The 25451-nt window shown below is 62.8% G+C and carries 22 protein-coding genes and 1 pseudogene; 11 read left to right on the top strand and 12 right to left on the bottom strand.

The annotated features are described in order from the left end of the window. Positions 1-139: 139 nt before the first annotated feature. From metX to metW, 3 genes are read left to right on the top strand one after another with little or no spacing between them, the layout of a single operon-like run. A complete protein-coding gene (gene metX, locus AC1DRD_RS21980) occupies positions 140-1255 on the top strand; it encodes a homoserine O-acetyltransferase MetX (protein ID WP_478043040.1) in 1116 nt (371 codons plus the stop codon). After that, a complete protein-coding gene (locus AC1DRD_RS21975; protein ID WP_478043038.1) occupies positions 1252-1686 on the top strand; it encodes a GNAT family N-acetyltransferase in 435 nt (144 codons plus the stop codon). Before metX ends, AC1DRD_RS21975 begins: the two co-directional genes overlap by 4 nt. After that, a complete protein-coding gene (gene metW, locus AC1DRD_RS21970) occupies positions 1683-2270 on the top strand; it encodes a methionine biosynthesis protein MetW (protein WP_478043036.1) in 588 nt (195 codons plus the stop codon). Before AC1DRD_RS21975 ends, metW begins: the two co-directional genes overlap by 4 nt. A gap of 67 nt (positions 2271-2337) precedes the next feature. Here metW and ssb read toward each other — a convergent pair whose 3' ends face one another. From ssb to AC1DRD_RS21945, 5 genes are all read right to left on the bottom strand, one after another. Then, the gene (ssb, locus tag AC1DRD_RS21965) at positions 2338-2859 is read right to left on the bottom strand and encodes a single-stranded DNA-binding protein (RefSeq protein ID WP_478032813.1); all 522 of its coding nucleotides are present in this window, start codon (positions 2857-2859) and stop codon (positions 2338-2340) included. A gap of 121 nt (positions 2860-2980) precedes the next feature. Continuing rightward, positions 2981-4840, bottom strand: coding sequence for a ferrous iron transporter B (feoB, locus tag AC1DRD_RS21960; protein ID WP_478043034.1), 1860 nt, complete (start codon positions 4838-4840; stop codon positions 2981-2983). A 9-nt stretch (positions 4841-4849) separates the two neighbouring features. After that, positions 4850-5107, bottom strand: coding sequence for a FeoA family protein (locus AC1DRD_RS21955; RefSeq protein WP_478032817.1), 258 nt, complete (start codon positions 5105-5107; stop codon positions 4850-4852). A 274-nt stretch (positions 5108-5381) separates the two neighbouring features. Then, positions 5382-6038: a COQ9 family protein gene (locus tag AC1DRD_RS21950; protein WP_478043032.1), complete on the bottom strand. Its 657-nt coding sequence runs from the start codon at positions 6036-6038 to the stop codon at positions 5382-5384. A gap of 7 nt (positions 6039-6045) precedes the next feature. Then, a complete protein-coding gene (locus tag AC1DRD_RS21945; RefSeq protein ID WP_478043031.1) occupies positions 6046-6984 on the bottom strand; it encodes a DMT family transporter in 939 nt (312 codons plus the stop codon). A 64-nt stretch (positions 6985-7048) separates the two neighbouring features. Between AC1DRD_RS21945 and AC1DRD_RS21940 the strand changes: the two genes are divergently transcribed. The 3 genes from AC1DRD_RS21940 (at position 7049) to AC1DRD_RS21930 (ending at position 10556) form a co-directional block, all read left to right on the top strand. After that, positions 7049-8125 carry an alkene reductase gene (locus AC1DRD_RS21940; protein ID WP_478043030.1) on the top strand — a complete coding sequence of 359 codons (1077 nt, stop codon included), beginning with the start codon at positions 7049-7051 and terminating at the stop codon, positions 8123-8125. Positions 8126-8404: 279 nt separating this feature from the next. Further along, positions 8405-9913: a tetratricopeptide repeat protein gene (locus AC1DRD_RS21935; RefSeq protein WP_478043029.1), complete on the top strand. Its 1509-nt coding sequence runs from the start codon at positions 8405-8407 to the stop codon at positions 9911-9913. A gap of 49 nt (positions 9914-9962) precedes the next feature. Continuing rightward, positions 9963-10556 (top strand): DUF4126 domain-containing protein, encoded by a 594-nt coding sequence (locus tag AC1DRD_RS21930; protein WP_478043028.1) that lies wholly within the window; start codon positions 9963-9965, stop codon positions 10554-10556. 152 nt (positions 10557-10708) lie between these two features. Here AC1DRD_RS21930 and AC1DRD_RS21925 read toward each other — a convergent pair whose 3' ends face one another. Both AC1DRD_RS21925 and AC1DRD_RS21920 read right to left on the bottom strand, forming a co-directional pair. Continuing rightward, positions 10709-11125 (bottom strand): glycine zipper 2TM domain-containing protein, encoded by a 417-nt coding sequence (locus AC1DRD_RS21925; protein ID WP_478032828.1) that lies wholly within the window; start codon positions 11123-11125, stop codon positions 10709-10711. A gap of 424 nt (positions 11126-11549) precedes the next feature. Next, on the bottom strand, positions 11550-11861 hold the full coding sequence (locus tag AC1DRD_RS21920; protein ID WP_478043026.1) for a hypothetical protein: 312 nt from the start codon (positions 11859-11861) through the stop codon (positions 11550-11552). A 419-nt stretch (positions 11862-12280) separates the two neighbouring features. On the opposite strand from AC1DRD_RS21920, the gene AC1DRD_RS21915 reads away from it, so the two are divergent. After that, the gene (locus tag AC1DRD_RS21915; RefSeq protein WP_478043025.1) at positions 12281-12832 is read left to right on the top strand and encodes a hypothetical protein; all 552 of its coding nucleotides are present in this window, start codon (positions 12281-12283) and stop codon (positions 12830-12832) included. Between the two features lie 365 nt (positions 12833-13197). Next, entirely contained in the window at positions 13198-14466 is a 1269-nt protein-coding gene (locus AC1DRD_RS21910; protein ID WP_478043024.1) for a PI-PLC domain-containing protein, read from the top strand. 59 nt (positions 14467-14525) lie between these two features. Here the strand turns inward: AC1DRD_RS21910 and AC1DRD_RS21905 are convergent, their stop codons facing one another. Next, positions 14526-14723 carry a YqaE/Pmp3 family membrane protein gene (locus tag AC1DRD_RS21905; RefSeq protein ID WP_478032840.1) on the bottom strand — a complete coding sequence of 66 codons (198 nt, stop codon included), beginning with the start codon at positions 14721-14723 and terminating at the stop codon, positions 14526-14528. 163 nt (positions 14724-14886) lie between these two features. Between AC1DRD_RS21905 and AC1DRD_RS21900 the strand changes: the two genes are divergently transcribed. Next, positions 14887-15300 (top strand): GFA family protein, encoded by a 414-nt coding sequence (locus tag AC1DRD_RS21900; RefSeq protein WP_478043023.1) that lies wholly within the window; start codon positions 14887-14889, stop codon positions 15298-15300. Between the two features lie 181 nt (positions 15301-15481). Here the strand turns inward: AC1DRD_RS21900 and AC1DRD_RS21895 are convergent, their stop codons facing one another. From AC1DRD_RS21895 to uvrA, 4 genes are all read right to left on the bottom strand, one after another. Then, complete coding sequence (locus AC1DRD_RS21895) at positions 15482-17344, bottom strand: ATP-dependent nuclease (RefSeq protein ID WP_478043022.1); 1863 nt, start codon at positions 17342-17344, stop codon at positions 15482-15484. 788 nt (positions 17345-18132) lie between these two features. Then, a complete protein-coding gene (locus AC1DRD_RS21890) occupies positions 18133-18333 on the bottom strand; it encodes a hypothetical protein (protein ID WP_478043021.1) in 201 nt (66 codons plus the stop codon). Continuing rightward, a complete protein-coding gene (locus AC1DRD_RS21885) occupies positions 18308-18859 on the bottom strand; it encodes a hypothetical protein (protein WP_478043020.1) in 552 nt (183 codons plus the stop codon). Before AC1DRD_RS21885 ends, AC1DRD_RS21890 begins: the two co-directional genes overlap by 26 nt. Then, entirely contained in the window at positions 18856-21888 is a 3033-nt protein-coding gene (gene uvrA, locus AC1DRD_RS21880) for an excinuclease ABC subunit UvrA (protein WP_478043019.1), read from the bottom strand. Before uvrA ends, AC1DRD_RS21885 begins: the two co-directional genes overlap by 4 nt. Before the next feature lie 138 nt (positions 21889-22026). On the opposite strand from uvrA, the pseudogene AC1DRD_RS21875 reads away from it, so the two are divergent. Together AC1DRD_RS21875 and AC1DRD_RS21870 are read left to right on the top strand one after the other, a co-directional pair. Next, positions 22027-22290, top strand: a pseudogene (locus tag AC1DRD_RS21875) (cell cycle transcriptional regulator TrcR); the annotation flags it as partial. A gap of 378 nt (positions 22291-22668) precedes the next feature. Further along, a partial coding sequence (locus tag AC1DRD_RS21870) for a beta strand repeat-containing protein (protein WP_478043018.1) occupies positions 22669-25451 on the top strand: 2783 nt, incomplete at its 3' end.

Here is a 25451-nt window from a genome sequence, read left to right as displayed (position 1 = left end):
CCGTAGGCGCGGAAGGGTGAGGGCAGGAATAGGGGCTGATCTCTGCCCTCACCCCTCGCCGCTACGCGGCTCGACCCTCTCCCGGAGGGAGAGGGTTATGGGGTTCCGTCCGCCCCCTTTTCCCACTAACCGCATCTCCATGACCGACGATCAGCGCTTCGGCCTGTCGCGCCACGTGACCTTGCCGGGGCCGCTCCGCCTCGACGGGGGCGTGCTGCTGTCGCCGGTCGATATCGCCTATGAGACGTACGGCACGCTGGCCCCCGACGGGTCGAACGCGGTCCTGATCTGCCACGCGCTGACCGGCGACCAATATGTCGCGAGCGACCATCCGATCACCGGCAAGCCGGGCTGGTGGACGCGGATGGTCGGGCCCGGCAAGCCGATCGACCCGGCGCGCCATTTCGTCGTCTGCGCCAATGTGCTCGGCAGCTGCATGGGCTCGTCGGGGCCCGCGACGATCAATCTCGCGACGGGCTGTCCCGCGGCGATGAGCTTTCCGGTCATCACCATCCGCGATATGGTTCGCGCGCAGGCGATGTTGCTCGACCATCTTGGCGTCGGCACCGTCACCCTGGTCGGCGGGTCGATGGGCGGGATGCAGGCGCTGAGCTGGGCGGCGACCTTTCCCGATCGCGTGACCAAGGCCGTGGTGATCGCCTCGACCGCGCGCCACACCGCGCAGAACATCGCGTTCCACGAGGTTGGGCGCCAGGCAATCATGGCCGATCCCAATTGGCGCGGCGGCGAGTATTACGGCGAAGGCGATCCGCCCGCGGCGGGGCTCGCGGTCGCGCGGATGGCGGCGCACATCACCTATCTGTCCGAAGCCGGGCTGACCGAGAAGTTCGGCCGGCGGCTGCAGGCGCGCGAAGCCAAGTCGTTCGGCTTCGACGCCGACTTCCAGGTCGAAAGCTATCTGCGCCACCAGGGGCTGAGCTTCACCGACCGGTTCGACGCCAATTCCTATCTCTATATCACCCGGGCGATGGATTATTTCGACCTGGCCGAGGAGCATGGCGGTCTGCTGGCGAATGCCTTCAAGGGGAGCCGGACGCGGTTCGCCTTGGTCAGCTTCGACACCGACTGGCTCTATCCGACTCCCGAATCGCGCGCGATCGTCCACGCCCTCAACGCGGCCGGCGCGGCGGTGAGCTTCGTCGAGTTGAGCAGTCCGTTCGGGCATGACGCTTTTTTGCTCGACGCGCCCGAACTCAATCGCGTGGTCGACGGCTTCCTGAGGGCGGCACTGTGATCGAACTTTCCGACGACAAGGCGCGGCTCGATGTGGCGCGGGTGCATGCATGGCTCGCCTCGAGCTATTGGTCGCCCGGGATTGAGCGCGCGCTGGTCGAACGCGCGATCGCCGGATCGCATTGCCTTGGCGCTTACGATCAGGGCGAGCAGGTCGGCTATGCGCGGATGATCACCGATCACGCGACGTTCGCCTGGCTGGCCGATGTCTGGGTCGACGAACGCGCGCGCGGGCAAGGCGTGGCGCGCGCGATGGTCAAGTGGTTCGTCGATCATCCCGACTTTGCCGGCATCCGGCGGATGGCGCTGGTCACCGCCGATGCGCATGGCGTGTACGAAGCGCTGGGCTTCCACGCGCTGATCCGGCCGGGCCGCTATATGGAGCGCCTGGCGCCGGGATTCGCCGACGCGTTGCGGGCAACGCCCGAATGAGCCTGCGTCCCGACCTCGCGGTGATCGCCGCCAATGTCGCGCCGGGCAGCCGCGTGCTCGATATCGGCTGCGGCGACGGCGAACTGATGGCGGCGTTGCGCGACGAGAAACAGGTCGATGCGCGCGGGCTCGAGCTCGATGCCGGCGACGTCGCGAGCGCGGTCGCGCGCGGCCTGTCGGTGGTGCAGGGCGACGCCGACACCGACCTCGCCGATTATCCCGACAATAGTTTCGATTACGCCATCCTCAGCCAGACCCTGCAAACGACGCGCGCGCCCGATGTCGTGCTCGAACATCTACTGCGGATCGGGCGGCACGCTTTCGTGTCCTTCCCCAATTTCGCGCATTGGCGGGTACGCGCGTCGCTCCTTTGGGGCGGACGGATGCCGGTGACGCGGCTGCTGCCGGTCGCCTGGTACGCGACGCCCAACATCCACCATGTCACGATCGACGACTTCCGCGCGCTATTGAATGAGCGCGGCATCACCGTCGAGGGCGCGTGGTTCCTGTCAGGCGATCAGCGCACGAGTGCCACGATGGCGAACCTGCTCGCCGAGCATGCGGTGTTCTTGCTGAAAAGGTAGCGGCGGTTGCCGGATCGAACCCGTGCTCCTGCTCGCGCAGAAGCACGAATATCGATGCGTTCCGATCCTAGAACGGTACGTCGTCGTCAAGATCGTCCGAGAAGCCGCCACGAGCGCCGCTGCTGCCGCCGCCGCCGCCGAAGGCGCTACCGCCACCGCTCGGCGCGTCGGCGAATTCGTCGCGGCCGCTCGAGAAGCCACCGCCGCCACTGCCACCGGAACCACCGCCGCCGCCCGGCGCGCCGTCGAGCATCGTCAGGACACTATTGAAGCCCTGCAGCACGATCTCGGTCGAATAACGGTCCTTACCGTCCTGGTCCTGCCATTTGCGGGTCTGCAGCGCGCCCTCGATATAGACTTTCGAGCCCTTGCGCAGATAGCGCTCGGCGACATTGGCCAGGCCTTCGCTGAACACCTTGACCGTATGCCATTCGGTGCGCTCCTTGCGCTCGCCCGAATTGCGGTCCTTCCACTGTTCCGACGTCGCGATGCGCAGCTCGACGACCTTGCCGCCGTTCTGGAAAGTACGGCTCTCGGGATCGCGCCCGAGATTGCCGACGAGAATGACCTTGTTGACGCTGCCCGCCATGAAATACTCCTTTGCCGGCTACTGCCGGATGCCGCACCAGCCCACTCCCCCACCCGGCCTCCCAGTCAGTCTACCCTATGGGAGGCCGGGTGGGGGAGCGGGCTGGTGCCGCGAGCAAAACCTACAAGCCGGCGAGTGTCGCCAGCCAGTATGTGATTCCGGCCATGATGTAGGCAAGCAGGAACAAATAGCCAACCATGAAAGCGGGCCATCGCCACCCGTTTGTCTCTCGTCTGGTGACCGCGATGGTCGAGATGCATTGCGGCGCGAACACGAACCACATGAGGAACGCGAGGGCGGTGGCCAGGCTCCAGCGCTTGTGGAGAGTCTGCGCCATTTTGGTTTCATCGTCGCCGCCCGACGTGTCGATGGCATAAACGGTGCCCAGCGCGGCGACCGATACTTCGCGCGCCGCCATGGCCGGGATCAGCGCCAGCACGATGTCGCGGTTGAAGCCGATTGGGCGAAACGCCGGCTCGATCGCATTGGCAATGCGGCCGGCGACCGAATAATTGACCTGGCTGACTTGGCTGTCCTTGGGCACTTGCGGGAAGGACAGCATCGCCCACAGCACGATCGTGGTGAAGGCGATCGTCGTGCCGGCGCGCTTGAGGAAGATCTCGGCGCGGCTCCACAGCCCGATCGCGAGGTCGCGGACGCTCGGCAACTGGTATTTGGGCATCTCCATCATGAAGCCCGACGAGGCGCCCTTGGTCACCGTGCGGCGCAGGACCAAAGCGACGACGAACGCGCCGGCTACCCCCATGATGTACAGGCCGAGCATGACCAGCCCCTGCAGCCCGACGAACGGCAGCACGCGGACATTGGGGATCATCGCCCCGATCACCAACGTATAGACCGGCAGCCGCGCCGAACAGGTCATCAGCGGCGCGATCAGGATCGTGGTCAGGCGGTCCTTCTCGTCCTCGATCGTGCGCGTCGACATGATCCCGGGGACGGCACAGGCGAAGCTCGACAGCAAGGGAATGAAGGCGCGCCCCGACAGCCCGACGCTCGCCATGATCCGGTCCATCAGGAACGCGGCGCGGACCATATAGCCGCTCGCTTCGAGCACCAGGATGAAGAAGAACATGATCAGGATCTGGGGCAGGAACTTGATGACGGCGCCCACGCCCGCGATCGCGCCATCGGTGATCAGCGACCGCAGGGTCGAATCGGGCATGACTTGCTTGACCAGCCCGGCGAGCCAGTCGAATCCGCTCGCGATCGCGTCGGCCGGTGCCGCGCCGGCGAAGAACACCGCCTGGAACATCACGAACAGCACGACGAACAACAGCAGCACGCCGAACACCGGATGCAGCGCGACCGAATCGAGCATGTGCGTCCAGCGCCGCACCGGGGTTTCCGAGATCGTCGCCGCCATCGCGATCTGACGCGCGCGGCGCTGCAAGGTGGCGATGTCGGCATGGAGCACCGGGTCGCTCGGGCGCAATGCCGTCGCCCCCGGCGTGGCGAGATCGGCCAGCGCTTCCTTGAGCTCGTCGATTCCGCGCTTGCGCACCGCGACGGTGGGGATGACGGGAACGCCGAGCTCGCGCGCCAGCGCTTGCGGATCGAGCTTGAGGCCGTCGCGCTCGGCGAGGTCGAACATGTTGAGCGCGACCACCACCGGCAGACCGAGCGCGATCAGCTGGAGCGTGAAGCGCAGATGATTGTCGAGGTTGGAAGCGTCGACCACCACGATGATCGCATCGGGCAACCGCTCGCCCGCCTGCGTGCCGGTGACGACGTCGCGGGTGACGCGCTCGTCGGGGCTCGATGGTTCGAGGCTGTAGGTGCCGGGCAAATCGAGCAATTCGACCGGGCGGCCATCCGGCAGCGCCATCCGGCCGGCGTGTCGCTCGACGGTGACCCCGGGATAATTGCCGACCTTTTGCCGCGCGCCGGTCAGCGCGTTGAACAGCGCGCTTTTGCCGGCATTGGGGTTGCCGACCAGCGCGACCAGCGGCGCGGGATTCATCCTCAGGAGCTAGCTGGTCAGCGGATCGACATGGATCGCGCCGGCGACCCGGCGGCGCAGCGCCACGGTCATGCGGCCGATCCGGCAAGCGATCGGCCCGCCGCCGATCCGCGCGCGATGCAGCACCTCGATCCCGACGCCTTCATCGAAGCCAAGCTCGCGCAGCCGCCGGCCCTCGGGCGCGGTCAGCCGGTCCCAGGCGATGCCCGCGACGGTGGCCCGCTGGCGCTGGGGAAGCTGTTCGAGACTGAGCGGAATCGTCGCCATGACGACTCACCTAGAACTACTGCGACTGATTATCAATAACGTTCTTTTACGGATTGCGTCGAATTCCCTCTCCCCTTGTGGGCGCATCAGGTCGGTCATGCCCCCGGCATGACCTGAACAGCGCGGGGCGCTGTTTACCTGATGCGGGAGGGAGCGCCGGAGGCGCGGAAGGGTGAGGGGGAGTCACGAGCGATACCGCCTGTGAGTCCCCCTCACCCTTCCCACTCGCTTCGCGAGCGGGCCCCTTCCCTCTCCCACAAGGGGAGAGGGAGCTTCAAACCGCCGGATAGCGCAGCCGGCCGATGAACCGCGACAGGCTCGGCCGGTGCTCGATCCGGCCGAGGAACTGCGCCTTGGCCTTTTCGAACCGCATGATCCCTTCGATCCGCCGCGCCAGGAAAGCGCGGGTGTCGGCCTGGCCTTCGCTCTCGTCGTCGAGGAACACGGTGATCGTCGCGGCATAGACGCCGCCGAGCATCGCGCGCTTGGTATAGTGATTGTAATCGGTCGCGGTGTCGCCGGCCGCGCGCCACATCAGGTCGGCGGCGCGCCAGCCGAGTTTTGCGCCGTGCGCGACATTGGGCGGCAGCGCGAGGATCGCGAAGGCGCGCCGCAAGGTTTCGCGATGCGGCGCCAGCAGGTCGAGCCGTGCTTCGACCAAGGCGGCGATCTTCTCGCGCACCTTCATCTTGGCCAGCGTCTCCGCCGGGAGCCGCTCGGCCATTGCCCGGTCGATGCTCGCGAACCAAGCGTCGATCATCGTGGTGGCATCGGGCAGCGCGAGCAACGCCACGTCGCGATCGACGCCGAGCTGGTCGGCCGCCATGTCGCGTGCCGCCGCTTTCCAGCCGTCGAACGCGGCATTGTCGGCGACGAGCGGGGCAAGCGCCTCGCGAATTTCATCGAGCGTGGGATCGGGGGGAAGAGCCATGCAGCGCTTATGCTCCTGCCGTACCCTCGGGGGCAAGCTCGGCGGCGTCCTTGCGCTCGCCGCGGACCAGCACCAATGCCACCGCGACGGCGACCGCGCCGATCATGTCGACCCCGTCGAGCCGCTCGCCATAGCCGATCCAGCCGATCGTCGCCGCCATCACCGGCTGGGTCAGCAAGGCGATGCCGATCACCATCGGCGACATCTGGCCGAGCGCGAAGATCATCAGCCCCTGGCCGATGATCTGGCTCGACAGCGCCATCAGCACCAATGGCGTCCAATTGTGCGGCATCACTTGCTCGCCGAGCAGATTGGCGAAGATCAGCAGCGGCAACAGGCTGGCCAAGGTCGCCAAGGTGAGCGCGGGGATCGGCGCCATCGTGTTGCGCACTTTGGCCATGATCGCGAAATAGATCGTGTAGAGAATCCCCGCGAGCAGGCAGAGCAGGTCGCCGGCCAGATGCGTTGGCGCGATCTGCATCGACCGTCCCATCAGCAGCCCCGCCCCGGCCAGCGCGAGAAGCAGCGCGAACCCCTGTGTCCTGGACGGCCAGGCACGCGCGATCAGAAAGCCATAGACCGGATAGAACAGAGTCGTCGAATTGCCGAACAGGGTCGCATTGGCGAGTTGGGTCTTGAGGATGCCGATATGCCAGGTGGCGAGGTCGCCGGCAAAGCACAGTCCGCCGGCCCCGATCGCCCACCACACGCCGCGGCTGATCCCGGTCGGCCTCCAGCCTGTCCCGAACGCCGCGGCGAGCAGCAGGGGCGCCGCCAGTGCAATTCGCCAGAACGCGGCGGCGACCGGCCCGACATCGCTCATCCGCACGAAAACCGGGCCGACGCTCAACAGGATATTGGCGAGGATCAGTGCCGCGAAAGCAAAAGGATGGGCAGCGACGCTTTTGCCGTCCGAAGCTTTTCTTGTTGCGCTTTCCCGGTGCATGCGGCCCCATAACACCTATCTGCGCCGCGTCCGCAAAGAAGTCCTTTCGGGAGGTTATCCGCATATGCCGACGTTGTTCGATCCTATCCAGCTTGGCGATATCGCCGCCAACAACCGCATCCTGATGTCGCCGCTGACGCGCGGTCGCTCGACCGCCGAGCATGTGCCGACCGACATCATGATCGACTATTACCGCCAGCGCGCCGGCGCCGGCGTGATCATCACCGAAGGCACCGGCGTCAGCCGGCTCGGCCTGGGCTGGCCCAACGCGCCAGGCTTGTGGACTGATGCGCAGGTCGAGGCGTGGAAGCCGGTGACCGCCGCAGTGCATGAGGCGGGCGGCAAGATCGTCGCGCAGATCTGGCATATGGGCCGGCTCGCGCGGCCCGACGTGACCGGCCTGCAGCCGTTGTCGTCCTCGGTGACGCGCGCGCCCTATCACAAGGAGGACAACCCCTATCAGGAAGCGCGCGCCGCGACGCTCGACGACATCAAGCGCGCCCAGGACGAATATGCCACCGCGGCGCGCAACGCGATCGCCGTCGGGTTCGACGGGGTCCAGCTGCACGGCGCGAACGGCTATCTGATCGACCAGTTCCTGCGCGACAACACCAACTTCCGCGACGACGATTATGGCGGCAGCCCGGAAAACCGCATCCGCTTCATGAAGGAAGCGGTCCAGGCGGTGATCGCCGAAGTCGGCGCCGGTCGCACCGCGATCCGCCTGTCGCCCAATGGCGAGACGCAGGGCGCCGACGACAGCAATCCGGAAGCGGTGTTCGTGCCGGCGGCGAAAGTGCTCAACGACCTCGGCATCGCCTTCCTCGAACTGCGCGAGCTGTCGCCGGCGGGGACGTTCGGCGCGTCGGAGGTGCCCAAGCTGAGCCCGAAGATCCGCCAGGTGTTCGCGCGGCCGCTGATCCTCAACCAGGATTATACGGTCGAGGGTGCGCAGGCCGATGTCGCCTCGGGTCTCGCCGACGGCATCTCGTTCGGGCGCAAGTTCATCGCCAACCCTGACCTGGTCGACCGCTTCCGCCGCGGCGCGGAACTCAACGCCGACGACTTCAAGACCTGGTACACGCCGGGGCCGGAGGGATATATCGATTACCCGGCGTTGGAGCAGCAGGCAGCGGAGTAGGGCTAGCTAAATCTCCCCCAGCTTGCCTCGGGGGCATCGCGAAGCGATGGTGGAGGGGGCCCGCCGACGCACCGGCAGGGTCCCCTTCGCATGATGGCTTTGAGCCGTTTCCATCGTAGGCGGGGGCCACATGAGCAAAGTCGACCCGGCGCGTGTCGGGCGCAGCGCTATCACGAAATCATCTTCCTGCCGCTCCCCACGATATAGTCGGGTGCAATTCCTACCTATTGGCCGCGCCACCCGACCCGCTATGCTGCTCGGGTCCATTGGGGGGATGGTATGGGGTTGATTCGCAGAGGACTGGCCGCACTTTTCGCTCTGGCCGCGCTGACGACAATGCCGGCGGTCGCGGAAGGACATGGCGGCAGGGACAATGTATTACTACGCGCGGCGGACGCGTTGCAGGCCAAGGATTATGCCAAGGCGGCGCCTCTGCTCGAAAAGGGCTGCGACATGGGGTCGGCCGCCGCCTGTGGAGAGCTCGGAGTACTCTATCATGACGGCAGCGGCGTCCAGAAGGACGACACACGTTCCGCCACGCTGTTCAGCAAGGCATGTGATCTCGGCCTGGCGCTCGGCTGCACCAATGCCGGCTGGGCGAACGAGAGCGGCGTAGGAACCGCGAAGGACGAAACCCGCGCATCGGACCTCTACACCAAGGCGTGCGATGCCAATGAAATGCAGGGCTGCTACAATCTTGCCGGTCTCTATATGGACGGGCGCGGCGTGTCGCAGGATCAGAAACGCGCCGCCAAGCTCTATGACAAGACTTGCGCGCACGACCCCAAGATGGGGTGTCTCCCCCTCGCCGGCCTGCTCGTCATCGGTAAGGACGTGCCGTCTGATATCGTAAAGGCTAAGACCCTTTATGTGCAGGCCTGTGACAGCGGGCAATTCGCGGGCTGTTACGCGATCGGCCAGCTTTATGGCCGGGGCCTCGGCGTCATTCGCGATGACGCCTTGGCCGCCCAATTCTACACCAAGGCGTGCGATGGCGGCCTTGCCATGGCTTGTTCCGATCTCGGTGTGCTCAACGCCGAGGGTAACGGTCTGGCCCACGACCAGGCGCGCGCCGTCGATCTGTTCCGCAAGGCTTGCGATCTGGGCGAGCAGACCGCCTGCGCCAATCTCGGCAAGGCCTATGCCGACGGTAGCGGACTCCCCCGCGATTATGCTCGCGCGGTGGAATTGGGCACCAAGGCCTGTGACACCAGCGCCGCTTATGGCTGTGTCCTTCTCGGGCGTTTATATTCGATGGGCCAGGGCGTTCCCCAGGACAAGTCGCGCGCCCTCGCTCTCTATGCCAAGGCATGCGACGGCGGCGAGCTTCAGGGATGCGTGAACCAGGCCGTTTTCTATGCCGCGGGCACCACGGTCCCGCGCGATCCGGCCCGCGCCGCGACGCTGTATACGCGCGCCTGTGACGGCGGCGTGACGCTGGGCTGCTACAATCTCGGCGTAGCCTATGCGAAAGGTCTGGGTGTCGCGATCGACTGGAAAAGAGCGGCCGACCTGTTCGTCAAGGCCTGCAATAATGGCGAGATGCACGGCTGCTATAATCTCGGCATCATCTATCAGAATGGCGAGGGGGTCACGCGAAGCACGGTGGAGGCGAACGCACTGTACGATCGGGCCTGCGCCGCTGGCCTGGCGGATGCTTGTTTCAACGCGTCAACGCTGACCACCGATCGCGACGCGATCATTGCGCTGCTGCGCCGCGCGCTGAAAGCCGATCCCGGGTTCACCAAGGCACGTACCGCGTTGGTCAAGATGGGGGTGAAGGCCTGATCCCTGCTCTCGCGTGACGTGAGCGCGGCTTGCTGATAGCGTCGCTGCCATGGACGCGGTGGGCATTATTGGGCTCGCAGCCAGCATCAGCCTGTTGAGCGGATGGCGGTTGTATCTCTGCGTGTTCGCGACCGGCCTCGCGATGCATTTCGGCTGGATCGCGTTGCCGCACCAACTCCACAGCCTCGACGTGCTCGCCAATTGGTGGGTGATCGGCGCCGCCGCGGTCGGCGCGCTGGCCGAATTCTTCGCCGACAAGGTGATGTGGGTCGATAGCGCCTGGGACGCGGTCCACACCTTGGTGCGTCCGATCGGCGGCGCGTTGCTCGCGCTCGCGATCGTCGACCCGCACGACGCCAAATGGCAGGTGATCGCCTTGCTGCTCGGCGGCGGCGCGGCGTTGCTGACGCATGGCGCCAAGGCCGGGACACGCGCGGCCGTCAATGCCAGTCCCGAGCCGTTCAGCAATATCGCGGTGTCGGCCGGCGAGGATGTCGCCACCACCGGCCTGCTGGTGGCGGCGATCGCCAGCCCCTGGGCGGCAATGGTGATCGCGGTGCTGGTGCTGGCCGCGGCGGTCGCGATGCTCTTGCTGCTCCGCCACGCCTTCAGGCGGCTGTTCCCAAAGAAACAACCCAACTAAATTCCTCCCCGGGACGGGGAGGGGGACCATTCGCGCAGCGAATGGTGGAGGGGGCGGGCCGCGAGCGATTCCGATGCGGCGATCCCCCTCCACCACGCGCTGACGCGCGCGGTCCCCCTCCCCGTAAACGGGGAGGATTTTAGCGCGTCACCTCACCGGCAGCGGACATTGTCCTTGTCGATCGCTTGGCCGGCAACAGCACCCGCCGCCGCGCCCAGGATGATGCCCAACGGCTCCGAGCGGCCCGACGTCACCGCCGCGCCCAGCGCGCCGCCGGCGATTCCGCCAACGATCAGCCCCGTCGTGCCGTCCGAGCGGCGGCAATAATAGCGCCCGTCGCGGCCGACATAGACACGGTCGTTGCGGCTCAGCCGGCGCTCGCGATAACGCGGATTGTCGACATAATATTGGTCGGCATAATAGCCGTTATAGCGCGGATCGGGCCGGTTATAATCGTATTGGCGATAGGACCGATAGTCGCTCGCATAGCCGGGCGAGTCATAGGTCTCGGCACAGCCGGCGGTCGTCGCCGCGGTGGCGGCAATCAACGCAAGGGTTAGGATACGCATTCTACTCTCCTCCTGTAGCCCCGCACTAGTGTATCAATGCGTCGCGAGGCGAATAGTTGCGGAGGCGAAAGAATACTGGCGGCAATCTAAATCCTCCCCGTTGACGGCAGGGCAATCGCATATGGGATTGCGTTAGGTGCCGGGGTGATGTGAGGCCGGGCACGATCAGGCTTAACCGTCATGCCGGCCCTGTGCCGGCATCCACCGTCCCGCATACCCACCGGCCTTTGGTGACGCGGCGCGGTGGACCCCGGGACGAGCCCGGGGTGACGCCGGATAATGCTGGTCAAAACAATCCCAAACTGCGTGTTTTGGTAACCGTGGTGAAATGAGAAACCACAACCGGTCTGGTCCGCGACACGACATCCATATGCGATAGCCCTCCCCACAAGTGGGGAGGATTTGCTGAGGTGCCTCTACCCGATCAATGCACCGACGCCGGCTTCAACGCCTCGCGCTCGGCCTCGCTCGGGATCGCTTCCGGATCGGGCCGGAAATCCTCGGGCGCGCGGTCGGTGCCGGGCTTGGCGGCGTCGAGCGCGAGGTCGGGCGCCTCTTGCCCCTCGGCATCGTCCATCCACGGCGCGCGCGGCATCTTCACCCATCCGCGCCACAAGGCGGCGGCGAGGCCCGCGCCGACCGCCAGCACCGCGCCCGCCGCGATCGAGCGGTTGCGCGAGCGGTTGTCGGTCTTGAAGCGGCCATGGCTGTCGCGGGCTTGCTTGCTGTTTGGCATGTTTCCTCTCCTGAAGTGAAACGATACGAGGTCAACGGACAGCGAGCGGCCGCGTTCCCTGCGCCTCTGACCGGCCGGCCGGGTGGCGGATCAGGAATTCCCCACCCGCTTGCGGGAGGGGAGTCTATTCACCGATGCCGCCACCAGCCCGAGGATCATTCCTCAGCTTTTCCTCACCTCCCGCTCATGCCGCTTATCGCCGCATGTGCGATGAGAAGGCCGCAATGGAGGTGAACAGACCCTCACCCTTCCCACCGCCTTCGGCGGCGGGCCCCTTCCCTCTCCCGCATGCGGGCGCATCAGGTCGGTCATGCCCCCGGCATGACCTAAACAGCGCGGGGCGCTGTTTACCTAATGCGGGAGGGAGGCGCGAAAGCGCCGGAAGGGTGAGGGTCTGTCTAAGAACCGGAGACGAACACATGGCTGGATCGATCGAACGAGCGGCAAGTCTGTGGACCCCTTGGCGGATCGCCCGCTGGACCGCGGCTTTGGTGTTGCTGCTCATCCCGGCGGTGATGATGCGGGTCAGCAGCGACTGGCATTGGAGCGTCGGCAGCTTCGCCGTCGCCGGCATCATCATCGGCGGGCTGATGCTGCTCTACGAACTCGCCGAAAAGGCGAGCGGCAGCCGCGCCTATCGCGCGGGCGTTGCCATCGTGCTGGTGACGTCGTTCCTGACGGTGTGGACCACGATCGTCCGCGACGACGGCAACGGCATCGGCTTCTTGCTGCTGGTCGTGACAGCGGCGGTGGGCGCGTTCGCCGCCTGGTTCCGGCCCGCGGGGATGGCGCGGGCGATGCTTGGCGTGGCGGTGATGCAGGCGTTGGTCGGCATCGCCGTCGCCACCGCACCGGTGACGGCGAGCGTGCCGGATGGGTCGTTCAGGGCGCTGATGTTCAGCGGCGTGTTTTCGGGGTTGTGGCTGATCTCGGCGGTGTGCTTCCGTGCGGCCGCGAGAGGGCCTCGCTGATGCCGACCACGTCGCTTATGCGCGGGTGTTCGCCTTCGATAGCCGTGAGCGCCAGTGACCCGAATCTGAAGTTCGCTCAACGATTTGGCTAGGTGGGTGCGAACTTCAGATTCGGGTCACTAGAAACCATTGATTCTAGTGTGGTTTAAGGATTTGAAATTCGCTCCGTACCTAGCCGCTTAATGTGGCGAATTTCAAATCCACCACACTAGCCTGACCCGGCAGTTGGGGCGCGCCACATTGTCATCCCGCACGCGCTAACTCATCCGATTTGGGCGCAATTTATCCGGGGTCCACGCCCGCCAGCACCTATCAACCCGCCATCATGACGCGTACGAAACCAACGGGCTTGGGAGTCGTCGGACATGGGAACAATCATCACCGTCTATCTGGTCAACAACAGTCAGGGAGCGATCGTCGCTCCCGGTGCCCCGCCAATCGTGGTTGCGAATGATGGCAAGCCGGTCCAGATCGGCCAAGCGGTTGCCGAGGGCACGTGGGGCACCTTTTTCGCGCTGCGCACGGTCAACGCTCACGATTCCGACATGGAAATCTTCCTGACGGGAACGTCGGGCAAGCTCCGCGACTACGGCGTCCGGCTGAAGGGTGACACGTCGGCGCGCGGCACCGATACGATGGCGGGCACGCGCGTCTCGCTCGACGGCGACACGCTGACGGTGACGATCGACCATGTCTTCGCGCCCTGGACCGGCAAGCTCGCCGGTACCCTCCAGCTCCATCAGGTCACCATGCCCGGCACGCACGACAGCGGCACGTTCGGCATGGGTGCCTATAATTGCTGCCAGGACATGACGATCCTCGAACAGCTCTATGTCGGGGTACGCTATTTCGACATTCGCGTCAGCACCAAGTCGACGGCGCTGCAGGTGGTGCATGCCAGCTACCCGACCTATTACACGCTGGCGGAGGTGGCGACGACCTTCCGCAAATTCCTCGACGGCTCGCTCAACGTCAATGCGACCGACGAGACGATCGTCGTCCAGCTCAAGGTCGATGACGGTCCCGATGATCTGGCCTGGGCCAATGCGATCATTGCCTGCGTCAATCAGGCCTTTGCCGGGGCCGCCAAGCAACCCTATCTCGATCCGATCGGGCAATATGCCCCGGTCATGAACGACCTGAAGGGCCGGCTGGTCGTGCTGCGCCGGCTCGAGGGCAGGCCGCATCAGGGCGGGGGCACGCCGGTCAAATATTTCGTCTCGCTCGACGTGTTCGAGAAATATTGGGGAACGCCCGCATGGGTGTCCGAATTCGGCACCAACGAATTCGAATGGGTCGATCCCGGCAAGGGCAATGTCGATTACCGCACGCTCCAGGGCGTGTCGTTCCGGCTGCAGGACAAGTATAACGAGATTGCGCCGATCAAGGCCAACATCGTGATCGGCGTGCTCGACGATGCGGCGAACGGGGTGATGCCCGATTCCTGGTACCTCAATTTCTCCAGCGCCGCGCTCGGCGTGCCGCCGCGCGGGGTCGCGAACGACGTCAACCCGCGCGTGGAGACCTGGCTGGACAATGCGGCGAAGAACCCGAAGCTGGCGCGCTACGGCACGCTGCTGATGGATTTCCCGAGCGTTGCTATGTGCGAGAAGCTGATCGCGAAGAATTTCTAGGGGTGCGGGCGCGCCCGGCCCGCGGCGGCCGGGCGCCGATCGCGCGTTCTACCCGGCGATCAGCGGAGCTGCTCGCGGCGGAAGGCGTCGATCTTCTGGTCGGTCTTGTACTGGCTGAGCGAATAGACCGCCCAGATCGCCGCCGGCAGCCAACCGACCAGCGTAACCTGCAGCGCGAGACAGACGATCCCGGCGAGGGGCCGTCCGATCGTGAAGAACAGCAACCACGGCAGCAATAATGCGATGATCAGACGCAAGCGACTTCTCCCTTTACGAGCCCGATATCACGATCGCGGCCGGTAGGTCACGGGAATCTTTAGCCGATTTGGGCCCGACGCACAGTTGGAGCGGGCCGCTCTATTCGGTAGACTGTCACCGAAGCCACTCAAAGGACATCAGACGACGGAGGAGACCGGAACCATGGCGAAGAAATACACGGCGCAATGCGCGTGCGGCAGCGTCAAGTTCGAGTTCGATACCGACCCCAGCTTCGTCGCATTGTGCCATTGCCTGGACTGCAAGAAGGCATCGGGCGGGGAGGCGGCAACCTTTTTCGGCGTGCCCGAGGACGATTTCACCCTGACCAGCGGATCGCCCGTGCCGTTCCACTACATCGCCGAATCCGGCAAAGGCCTGGACCGCAACTACTGCCCGGAGTGTGGTGCGCGCGTGTTCTCGAGCAATCTGGAAAGCTTCCCCGGCGCGGTCTTCGTGACGCTTGGGAGTCTTGATAATCCGGGGCGGATCGAACCCAAGGTGGAGATGTTCACCAAGCGGCGGCTGGCGTGGGTGGCGCCGCTGGATTTGCCGCAGTTTGAGGGGATGCCGGGTTGAATGGCGTCGGCGATGCGGTGGCCGTTTGGACGAGTAGCGGACAAGGTTGCCAATTTAGCGGTAATTACTCGTGGCAACGTCATTCCGTAATTTTAAGAGTGTTGTTGTGGCGGAATTGAACAGGGTTAGCCGATAACTCCTGGATTTAGTAGAGTCGCAATACAACATGAAGCTAAACCCATCAAGATTTCCCAATTAAAATGGAAGACATTTTTAGAAATATCTTATTCATAACTTTAGACGTAGATTTAAAATCTCTGTTCTTTTCCGATAAAATAGATTGGAAAAAATAGTAATAATCTTTCTTTTTAATAGATCGGGTATCAAAATGGGCTTTTACCGCGGTCTTAACATCGTTCTGAAATAAATTTTCGAAATCGAATCCAGAAAACGCTGGATCTATGTCACCGAGGGTGACGACCTCTAGATCTGACAGAATAAAATCCTCCTTATATCTCTCCTTCTCCTTTCTGCCTGCTTCATCGTCATCCAATATGATACAGAAGCGCTGACCTTTTGCCCGAAGCATGCTGATTAGGTATCCCATGCTTCCCGCGCCTAGGCCAGGATAGACGTTCAAACTAAAATCGCTATTATTTCTTAGGAAATACATAAAAGGATAATAATCGTATTTCCCTTCCAAAATAAGCGCGGGGCCATTTATGACCATCGGCGAATCAACGTACTCAATTGCATCTAGAACGGGCTGAAAGTAGGTTGTTTTTGAGGGATTTTCGGATATAAATCTCTTATATTTTACCGAAGATATCGAAGTTCTTCTCTCCGATAATTCTGACGTCGGGTCATCTTCTTCGAAATTAAAAGCGTCATTAACAACTATATAGGCGCTTTCGAGCCACATGGGATTAATTAGATAATGACTATGCGTTGAATACAGAATCAGGTGATTTGGCTCAGCAATTTTTTCGAAGCTTTGTAACAGCCTCGTCTGCGCTTTCGCGTGAAGATGGCTTGCTGGCTCATCGAACAAAAATATTGTTTGGTGTCTTTCCAATCTTTTGGATTGAAACTGGGTAAATAGTAGAAAGGAAAAAAACCACTTAAACCCGAGGGATCTATCCTGAATATAGTAGCGGGATATTCCGTCGACAATATATATCTCAATATAAACTTCTTTCCCATGCATCTCATCTATATGCCACTCTATATTAATTCTCCTTCCCTGTATTCTCTTTCCAAAGATATCATTCCAGGCCCCGAATATAACGCGGTTCAGTTCGGCAGAAAGTCGCTGCACCGTTGCATCAATCTGTTGCCCTTCGGGAGATGCCCTAAGAGTAGAGCCCAAATTCGCTTTGGTGGGCTTTCGATGAATTCTAATTCTGTTCAGAATATGCTGATCTATACTCAGTGAAGGGGTTAGAGACTGGAGAGCATCGTTGATGACGTCGCGATAGTATTTATCAACGTTGCCGTGACTCCCCTCCAAGTATATTCTCGCGGGGAAGTTGACTAAAAATGTCGGGAAATAAACTATATAGGGAAGGCGGGTTCGTATGAACGCCATAGTTGCCTGCCAATGATCTTTTGTTTGGTCGTAGGAAAAAACGAGATCCTTTTTCCCTTTTTTCTTTCTCACATTTACTCGAAAGTTGTATCTATTAAACGTAGAGATATATGTGCTATTTACGAATTCATATTGTCGGGTGACGGTAAGCGCGCTCCGAATTTCTTCGGTGCATATATAGCCAAGCCCAGACAAATGATTTTCAATTGCAAATATATCATCTGAATCAAGTTCAATGTGCGAAATAATTGTTACATTATCTGTAAACGCTGCCTTGTCATCTCGAGGAATGAGGTCGTTCAGCTCAGGTTTTCCCTGAACAGATTTCATAAGATTAGTGGTATCTAAGTCCGAAAGAACAGAATGAGATATCGCATCGAGTAGGGTCGTCTTTCCGCTCTCGTTGAGACCTACCAGCGTTATAAAACGACCAGGATTTTTTCCGGACTGTAGTTCTATTTCTGCCCGTCGAATTCCTTTGAAGTTTTCTATCTCGATGCGCTTGATTTTCGCCATAAGCCCCTCTCCGGTAATACAATCCAGATATGGACCGCGCGGTCAAGGTTATATCGTCATATGATGCTCGGAGATTAGTTCATTTCTGTTGCTTATAACTGCAGGCAGGCGGACAGTTACGGCAACGTGCAACTACCCCGAAGCCACCGCTATCTGATTGCGCCGCAGATCGACGATCCTGTCGCAGACTTGAGTTACGGTGCCACGTGCAATAACCCCTTTATCGCTCAGGATCGCCCGTCGCGCAGCTGCTCACCACCCCGACCACAATGCTCCCTTGCGCAGGAGAGGGTAGGTGGACGTCGAGGAAAGGTGTCGCCGGGTGGAGCGACGCGCTGCGCGAATCTCGTGGACGGCGGGCGACGGCGCCGAGGCCGCGGTGCGCAGAGGTCTCCCAGCGATCGCACCAGGGCGGCCCGCGCAAAAGTGGCACCTTTTGCGCGCCACGCGACGCTGCCAACTGAAGATTATCACACTGAAAAGTCAGTGCTTTTCCCGAAAAAAGATCGCCTTGATGGGTTTCGCGCGAAACGAGCGGATACCGCCCTTCGACAAAAAAACCGTAGGGATATCAGTCGCTTACAGCGGCATGAGAATGGAAATCACACCCCGCATAGCAAACCCATCAGGCACGCGCATGGCCATGCGGGTCGGCAATCAGGTCCTCGACGGAAATGCATCAGCCTCGCTGACCCGCGCGAGCAGCCGGAGTGGGGCTTCGCATTCGCGTCGAGCGGGGCTCACTCCGCCGCCACGGCCTCCCGGTTCGCCCTATGCCCCGCGCCTTGCTACCACTTCCCCCCAACATCCTCGATCGCTTTGAGCAGCGAGCGTTTGCTGGGGGTGCGGTACTTGCCGGCGTTGCGGGGGAGATCGGGCTCGCCCAGTTCGGCTCGCCGCGCCGCAAGGCGCGCGGCGGCTTCGGCATGCGTGACGCGCGGGCCGGCCCAGCCTTTCTTGCCGTCAATCTTTGATGTCGTCGATGCCATGGTCGCCGGAACTTTCCTCGCGAATGCGACGATCAAGATACTCCGGATCGGCTTCCGGGTGAAGTCGCAGCAACAGCCGCGCCTGGTCGATCCGGTCGCGCGCGGTGCCCGAGGCATATTGCCCCATCCGGTCGGCAATCAGATCCTCGACCGAGATGATGGCGAACGACAGGCCGGGCGCGACATCCTCGACGAGCAGGATATGATCTCGGTCGACGCTGCCATCCATCGGCATATCGCCGACGATTTCGAAGCCGAGCCGAAAATCGGGATGAACCCAGCCACGCGTCGACTTGCCCGGGCCCGATGGCTTGACGAAGCCGTGGCGGCGCATCTCCTCGTGCAATTCGTCCTGCGCCAGCGAGCAGAGGTCGAAATCGCCGGTCGCGATGGCGCTGCCCGAATAATATTCCACGGCGGCACCGCCGACCAGCACCGGTCGCGGCAATCCTCGCGCGGCCATTGCCTCGCTGATGCGCGCGAGCAGGCGCAGTGCCGCCTCGAACTCGGGGCGATAGAGGCTCACTCCGCCGCCACAGCCTCCCGCTTGCCCGAAACCTTCCCGTCCCGTCCCCGCAACAACGGCGCGAGGTACTTCCCCGTAAAGCTCCGCTCGACCTTCACCACATCCTCCGGCGTGCCCTCGGCGACGATCTCCCCGCCCTTGACGCCACCCTCGGGCCCCAGGTCGATGATCCAGTCCGCGGTCTTGATGACGTCTAGATTGTGCTCGATCACCACCACCGTATTGCCCTGCTCGACCAGCGCATGGAGCACCTCGAGCAGCTTGCGCACGTCCTCGAAATGCAGGCCGGTGGTCGGCTCGTCCAATATGTAGAGCGTGTTGCCGGTCGCGCGGCGGGACAGTTCCTTCGACAGCTTGACGCGCTGCGCCTCGCCGCCCGACAGGGTCGTCGCCTGCTGGCCGACCTTGATATAGCCCAGCCCGACCTCGACCAGCATTTCCATCTTGTCGCGGATCGGCGGCACCGCCTTGAAGAATTCGGCGGCGTCCTCGACCGTCATGTCGAGCACGTCGGCGATCGAATGCCCCTTGAACTTCACTTCCAGCGTCTCGCGATTGTAGCGCGCGCCGTGGCACACATCGCACGTCACATAGACGTCGGGCAGGAAGTGCATCTCGATCTTGAGCACGCCGTCGCCCTGGCACGCCTCGCACCGGCCGCCCTTGACGTTGAAGCTGAACCGCCCGGGCTTGTAGCCGCGCGCCTGGCTTTCGGGCAGGCCGGCGAACCAGTCGCGGATCTGGGTGAAGGCGCCGGTATAGGTCGCCGGGTTGGAGCGCGGGGTGCGGCCGATCGGCGACTGGTCGATGTCGATGACCTTGTCGAGATATTGCAGCCCGGTGATCTTGTCGTGCTTGCCGGACAGGATGCGCGCGCCGTTGAGCTGACGCGCGGCGGCGGCATAGAGCGTGTCGATCGTGAAGCTCGACTTGCCCGACCCCGACACGCCGGTGATGCAGGTGAAGGTGCCGATCGGGATACTCGCGGTCACTCCGCGCAGATTGTTGGCGGTGGCGTTGTGCACGGTCAGTTGCTTGCCCGTGCCCGAGCGGCGGAGCATCGGCACCGGCACCGAGCGCGTGCCGTTGAGATAATCGGCGGTGATCGAGTCGGTATGCGCGAGCACTTCGGGCAGCGTGCCCTTGGCGACGATCTCGCCGCCATGCATGCCGGCGCCCGGTCCCATGTCGACGATATAATCGGCCGAGCGGATCGCGTCCTCGTCATGCTCGACCACCAGCACGGTGTTGCCGAGATCGCGCAGCCGGCGGAGCGTCACCAGCAGCATCTCGTTGTCGCGCTGGTGCAGCCCGATCGACGGCTCGTCGAGCACGTAGAGCACGCCCGACAGCCCGCTGCCGATCTGGCTGGCGAGGCGGATGCGCTGGCTCTCGCCGCCCGACAGGGTGCCGCTGGTGCGGTCGAGGTTGAGGTAGTCGAGCCCGACATTGTTGAGGAAGCCGAGCCGCTCGACGATCTCCTTGAGGATGCGCTCGGCGATTTCCTTCTGCTGGCCGTTGAGGTGGCGCGGCAGGTCCTGGAACCAGGCGAGCGCGTCGACCACCGACAGATGCGTCGCGTAGCTGATGTCCTGCATCGCGATCTTGACCGCCAGCGCCTCGGGCTTGAGGCGGGCGCCGTGGCACGTCTCGCACGGTTGCGAGGATTGGTATTTGCTCAGTTCCTCGCGCATCCAAGCGCTCTCGGTCTGGAGCATGCGGCGGTTGAGGTTGCCGATCACGCCCTCGAACGGCTTGCGCACGTCGTACGATTTCTTGCCGTCGACGAAGGTCAGCGTGACCGGCTTGCCCGCGGTGCCGTAGAGGATGACCAGCCGGACCTCGCCGGGCAAATCCTTCCATGGCGTCTCCAGGCTGAACCCGAATTCGCGCGCCAGGCTGCCGAGCACTTGCATGTAATAGGGGCTGGGCGGGTTGGACTTGGCCCAGGGCACGACCGCGCCCTTCTTCAGGCTGAGGTCGTGATTGGGGACGACGAGGTCCTCGTCGAAGATCAGTTTTTCGCCGAGCCCGTCGCACGCCGGGCAGGCGCCTTGCGGGGCGTTGAACGAGAACAGGCGGGGTTCGATCTCGGCGATGGTGAAGCCGGACACCGGGCAGGCGAATTTTTCCGAGAAGACGATGCGGTTGTCCGGGACGCCGGCGCCTTTCATTCCTTTAAGCCCCTCCCCTTCAGGGGAGGCGTTGGGGTGGGGCAGTTCGGCTTGGAACGACTGTCGCATTTCGCGGAGAGGCCCCACCCCCAACCCCTCCCCTGAAGGGGAGGGGCTTTGGGCAACCGCCACCGTCACATCCACCAAATCCACATAAGCCAGCCCCTCGGCCAGCTTGAGCGCGGTCTCGAAACTGTCGGCCAGCCGCGTCGCCATGTCGGGCCCGACCACCAGCCGGTCGACCACCACCTCGATGTCGTGCTTGTACTTCTTGTCGAGCGCCGGCGCCTCGTCGATCTCGTACAATTCGCCGTCGATGCGGACGCGGGTGAAGCCCGCTTTCTGCCACTCGGCGAGTTCCTTGCGATACTCGCCCTTGCGCCCGCGCACGACCGGCGCGAGCAAATAGAGCCGCGTGCCCTCGGGCAGCGCCATCACGCGGTCGACCATCTGGCTGACCGTCTGCGCCGCGATCGGCAGGCCGGTGGCGGGCGAATAAGGCACGCCGACGCGCGCCCATAACAGGCGCATATAATCGTAGATCTCGGTCACCGTGGCGACGGTCGAGCGCGGGTTGCGGCTGGTGGTCTTCTGCTCGATCGAGATCGCGGGACTGAGCCCCTCGATATGATCGACATCGGGCTTCTGCATCAGCTCGAGGAACTGGCGGGCATAAGCCGACAGGCTCTCGACATAGCGTCGCTGCCCCTCGGCATAGATGGTGTCGAAGGCGAGGCTCGACTTGCCCGATCCCGACAGCCCGGTGATCACCGTCAGCGTGTCGCGCGGGATGTCGATATCGACGCCCTTGAGATTGTGCTCGCGCGCGCCGCGCACCTGAATGTGAGTCAGCATGTAGGTATTTGTTCCAGATTTGTTCGCGTCAGGCAAGCGCCTCGCGACCGAGGAGAGATGGGAAGTGCGGCGCGTGGGGGCAAGTTGCGATCGTGTTGACGCAGATTTGGGTCGGTCGGCCGGTTGAGGGGCAACATTATCTCCAATTTGATCGGCACCACGCGCACGAGGATCGCGGCGATCCACGACCGCACGCATTGGAACGTCGCCAATATCACGCCGAAGGATCCGGTGACGGCGGTGACCAAGGCCGCCAAGGCGCACGGCATCGAAGCGCCGGTCGACACCAGGCTCGAGGGCGAACGCGAGGCACTGATCAAACAGCTCGCCGCCGAACGCGACCAAGCCGCGCGCGATGCCGAAGTGGCGGCGACCGAGGGTGGGGCGAGGCGGCGCCGGTGATGCATATGGCGAAGACGCTGTTCAAGCATTGAGAGCGGGCGCGGGGCATTTGCAACCCGCGCTGGCGTGTATCGAGCGGCGAAGGAATTCTCGTCGAGTCGGAGAGCGCAGAACGCTAGTTGCGTTCACGCGATGTGTCGCGTGGGCGCCGTGACGTCATGCGCGCCATCTCGCGAACGCGGATCGCAGTTCATGCGGTAAGGTAGTGCTGTATTGATCAGGTAGACAGGAGGCTAAGCCCAAGTCTACGAATAAAAAAAGGCGGCGGCCAAATCCAACCGGACCGGCTGGAATAGCCTGATAAATGATCTTGGCCCGTTAGGGTGTACTGGTTAAATACGCGCTGGGGTGCGTACATGCCCCGCGAGAGGGGGCTTCATGGCAAATTACGACGGTACTGCCGGCGCGGACACCTATACGGGTGGCGATGCCTCGGACACGATCAACGGCAATGGCGGTAACGACGTGCTATCGGGCGGCGGCGGCGGCGATGCGATCAACGGCGGCGATGGCGACGATATCCTGTCCTCGCAAGATCCTGACCCGAATGCTTTCACCTTCACCAGCTATCGAGGAATTTCGACCGATTTCGGAACCGAGGTCGACACGCTGATCGGCGGTAACGGTGACGATTATATTCTGGCCGGGTATGGCGACAATGTCGATGGCGGTGCTCAGGGCCTCTATGGCAATCGCCTTTATATCAGCTTCCAAGGCGCAACCAGCGGGGTCGTCGCCGACTTCCGGTTGCTTCACACCCAGCCATCGATAACGATCGGCGGTGGCGTGATCACCAATATTCAGACCGTGGGCTATCTGGAAGGCAGCAATTATGATGACCTTCTTGCACCGATAGATACTTACTACCCAACCGGCGCGAACGTTTACGGGCGCGGTGGCAATGACCATATCATTGGGGATTATTACTCCGGATGGGGTGGCTCCGGCCTATATGGCGGCGACGGCGATGACGTGATCGACGCGACCGGTTCGCAATATAGCCCAAGCCTGTACGGCGATGCCGGCAACGACACGCTGCTCGGTGGAAGCAGCTATGAAACGATGCATGGCGGCACCGGCGACGACATCATCGACGGTAATTACGGGTATGACTATCTCTGGGGCGACGAGGGCAACGACACGATCGACGGGGGGTCGTTCGGCGATAGCCTATACGGCGGCGATGGTAACGACACGCTCTATGGAGCCGGCGATGCCGACAACATCTATGGTGGCAGCGGTAACGACACGCTCTATGGCGATTATAGTCTGATCGGGTCGGGCAACGCGATAAGTCCGTCGTCGAACGATGATTATCTGTTCGGCGGGGATGGTGCGGATGTCATTCATGGTGATCTTGGCAACGACGTTATCTGGTCGGGAAATGCGGAGGCTGACGGCTCGTACGTAGGTGTCCGCGACACTGGCCTTGAGCACGATCAGCTATTTGGCGACGCCGGCGACGACCAACTCTCGATCGGCTATGGCGACGATGCCGACGGCGGCACCGGCACCGACATTTTGTCAATCTCGCTTCTCGGCGCGACGGCGGGCGTAACGCTGAACACAGCCTCGATCATCAGCGGCGGGACGGTTACGTTCGCGGGCGGCACGATCAAGAATATCGAGCAGATCGGCACGATCTTCGGCTCGAACTTCGATGACGTCATTACGGCCACGAGCTTGGGCACGTCCACAACCGTTTTCGGTGGCGCGGGCAACGATCGTCTGATCGGAGGCATTGGAAGCGACTACCTCAATGGCGGTGACGGCTCCGATATACTTGACGGCGCTGGCGGTGGCGATCTGCTGGCCGGCGGTGCGGGCAACGACGTTTATTACGTGCGCAGCGCCCTCGATTTGATCGTTGAAGGTGCTGGCGAGGGCACGGCCGACACGGTGCTGGCAACTGTGAGCTATACGCTTGCTGACCTGAACGGGTATGTCGAGCGGCTGGCGGCATCGGACTCCAACGCGACGACCGCGCTCAATCTGACCGGCAATGCCTATTCGCATTTGATCCAGGGCAATAATGGCGTGAACGTCCTGACCGGCGGCACCGGCAATGACAGCCTGTTCGGCTATGCCGGCGACGACCGGCTGGTTGGCGGCCAGGGCGTCGACCAGATGACCGGGGGCATTGGCAACGACACCTATGTCGTCGACAATGGTGGAGATGTCGTCATCGAAAACGCCGGCGAAGGCACCGACACGGTCGAGGCCTCGATCAGCTACACGCTTGGCGCCAATGTCGAGAATTTGACCCTGACCGGCGGTCTGGCGATCGACGGCACCGGCAATGCCGGCGCCAACGTGATCCGCGGCAATGCGGCAGCGAACACGCTCAACGGTGGTGGCGGGGCCGATACGCTCTACGGTGGCGGAGGCGACGACACGTACGTCGTCGACAATGCCGGCGTGCAGATCGTCGAGAATGCCAATGAAGGCACCGACACGGTACGGTCGTCGCTCAGCTACACGCTCGGCGCCAATGTCGAGACCCTGGTGCTCACCGGCACCGCCAACATCAACGGCTATGGCAATGCCGGCCAGAACGTGATCACCGGCAATGCCGGCAGCAACCAGCTCGACGGCGGTGGTGGTGGCGACACGCTTCAGGGCGGTGCCGGCAACGACGTCTATTATGTCCGCAACGCCGGTGATGTGATCGTCGAGAATGCCGGCGAGGGAACGGCCGACACCGTGCTGGCGTCGGTCAGCTACACGCTGACCGCGGCAGCCCAGGTCGAGCGGCTGGCGGCATCGGACGCCAATGCGACCGTCGCGCTCAACCTCACCGGCAATGCCTGGTCGCATCTGATCCAGGGCAATAATGGCGTGAACACGCTGACCGGCGGCAGCGGCAATGACAATCTCTATGGCTATGCCGGCGACGACCGGCTCGATGGCGGGCAGGGGACCGACACGCTGTACGGCGGCGTGGGCAACGACACTTATGTCGTCGACAGCCTGAGCGATGTGATCGTCGAGAATGCCAATGAAGGCACCGACACGGTCGAGACGGCGATCACTTACTCGCTGGCGGCTCTCGCCAATGTCGAGAACCTGACCCTGGCCGGCAATGCGGCGATCGACGGCACCGGCAATGCGCTCGACAACATAATCCGCGGCAACTCGGCGGCGAACACGCTCAACGGCGG

Source organism: Sphingomonas sp. P4_G2, assembly GCF_056401155.1.
The sequence above is the reverse complement of the archived record's forward strand: the minus strand, read 5'-3'. Positions and strand labels throughout refer to the sequence as shown.

Excerpts from the sequence above, each read along its gene's own strand:
- AC1DRD_RS21940 (WP_478043030.1), top strand. The coding sequence starts at position 7,049 with ATGCCGACGTTGTTCGATCCTATCCAGCTTGGCGATATCGCCGCCAAC.
- AC1DRD_RS21935 (WP_478043029.1), top strand. The coding sequence starts at position 8,405 with ATGGGGTTGATTCGCAGAGGACTGGCCGCACTTTTCGCTCTGGCCGCG.
- AC1DRD_RS21915 (WP_478043025.1), top strand. The coding sequence starts at position 12,281 with ATGGCTGGATCGATCGAACGAGCGGCAAGTCTGTGGACCCCTTGGCGG.
- AC1DRD_RS21890 (WP_478043021.1), bottom strand. The coding sequence starts at position 18,333 with ATGGCATCGACGACATCAAAGATTGACGGCAAGAAAGGCTGGGCCGGC.
- AC1DRD_RS21955 (WP_478032817.1), bottom strand. The coding sequence starts at position 5,107 with ATGGCGACGATTCCGCTCAGTCTCGAACAGCTTCCCCAGCGCCAGCGG.
- ssb (WP_478032813.1), bottom strand. The coding sequence starts at position 2,859 with ATGGCGGGCAGCGTCAACAAGGTCATTCTCGTCGGCAATCTCGGGCGC.
- metX (WP_478043040.1), top strand. The coding sequence starts at position 140 with ATGACCGACGATCAGCGCTTCGGCCTGTCGCGCCACGTGACCTTGCCG.
- AC1DRD_RS21900 (WP_478043023.1), top strand. The coding sequence starts at position 14,887 with ATGGCGAAGAAATACACGGCGCAATGCGCGTGCGGCAGCGTCAAGTTC.
- feoB (WP_478043034.1), bottom strand. The coding sequence starts at position 4,840 with ATGAATCCCGCGCCGCTGGTCGCGCTGGTCGGCAACCCCAATGCCGGC.
- AC1DRD_RS21895 (WP_478043022.1), bottom strand. The coding sequence starts at position 17,344 with ATGGCGAAAATCAAGCGCATCGAGATAGAAAACTTCAAAGGAATTCGA.
- uvrA (WP_478043019.1), bottom strand. The coding sequence starts at position 21,888 with ATGCTGACTCACATTCAGGTGCGCGGCGCGCGCGAGCACAATCTCAAG.
- AC1DRD_RS21910 (WP_478043024.1), top strand. The coding sequence starts at position 13,198 with ATGGGAACAATCATCACCGTCTATCTGGTCAACAACAGTCAGGGAGCG.
- AC1DRD_RS21930 (WP_478043028.1), top strand. The coding sequence starts at position 9,963 with ATGGACGCGGTGGGCATTATTGGGCTCGCAGCCAGCATCAGCCTGTTG.
- AC1DRD_RS21925 (WP_478032828.1), bottom strand. The coding sequence starts at position 11,125 with ATGCGTATCCTAACCCTTGCGTTGATTGCCGCCACCGCGGCGACGACC.
- AC1DRD_RS21920 (WP_478043026.1), bottom strand. The coding sequence starts at position 11,861 with ATGCCAAACAGCAAGCAAGCCCGCGACAGCCATGGCCGCTTCAAGACC.
- AC1DRD_RS21945 (WP_478043031.1), bottom strand. The coding sequence starts at position 6,984 with ATGCACCGGGAAAGCGCAACAAGAAAAGCTTCGGACGGCAAAAGCGTC.
- metW (WP_478043036.1), top strand. The coding sequence starts at position 1,683 with ATGAGCCTGCGTCCCGACCTCGCGGTGATCGCCGCCAATGTCGCGCCG.
- AC1DRD_RS21950 (WP_478043032.1), bottom strand. The coding sequence starts at position 6,038 with ATGGCTCTTCCCCCCGATCCCACGCTCGATGAAATTCGCGAGGCGCTT.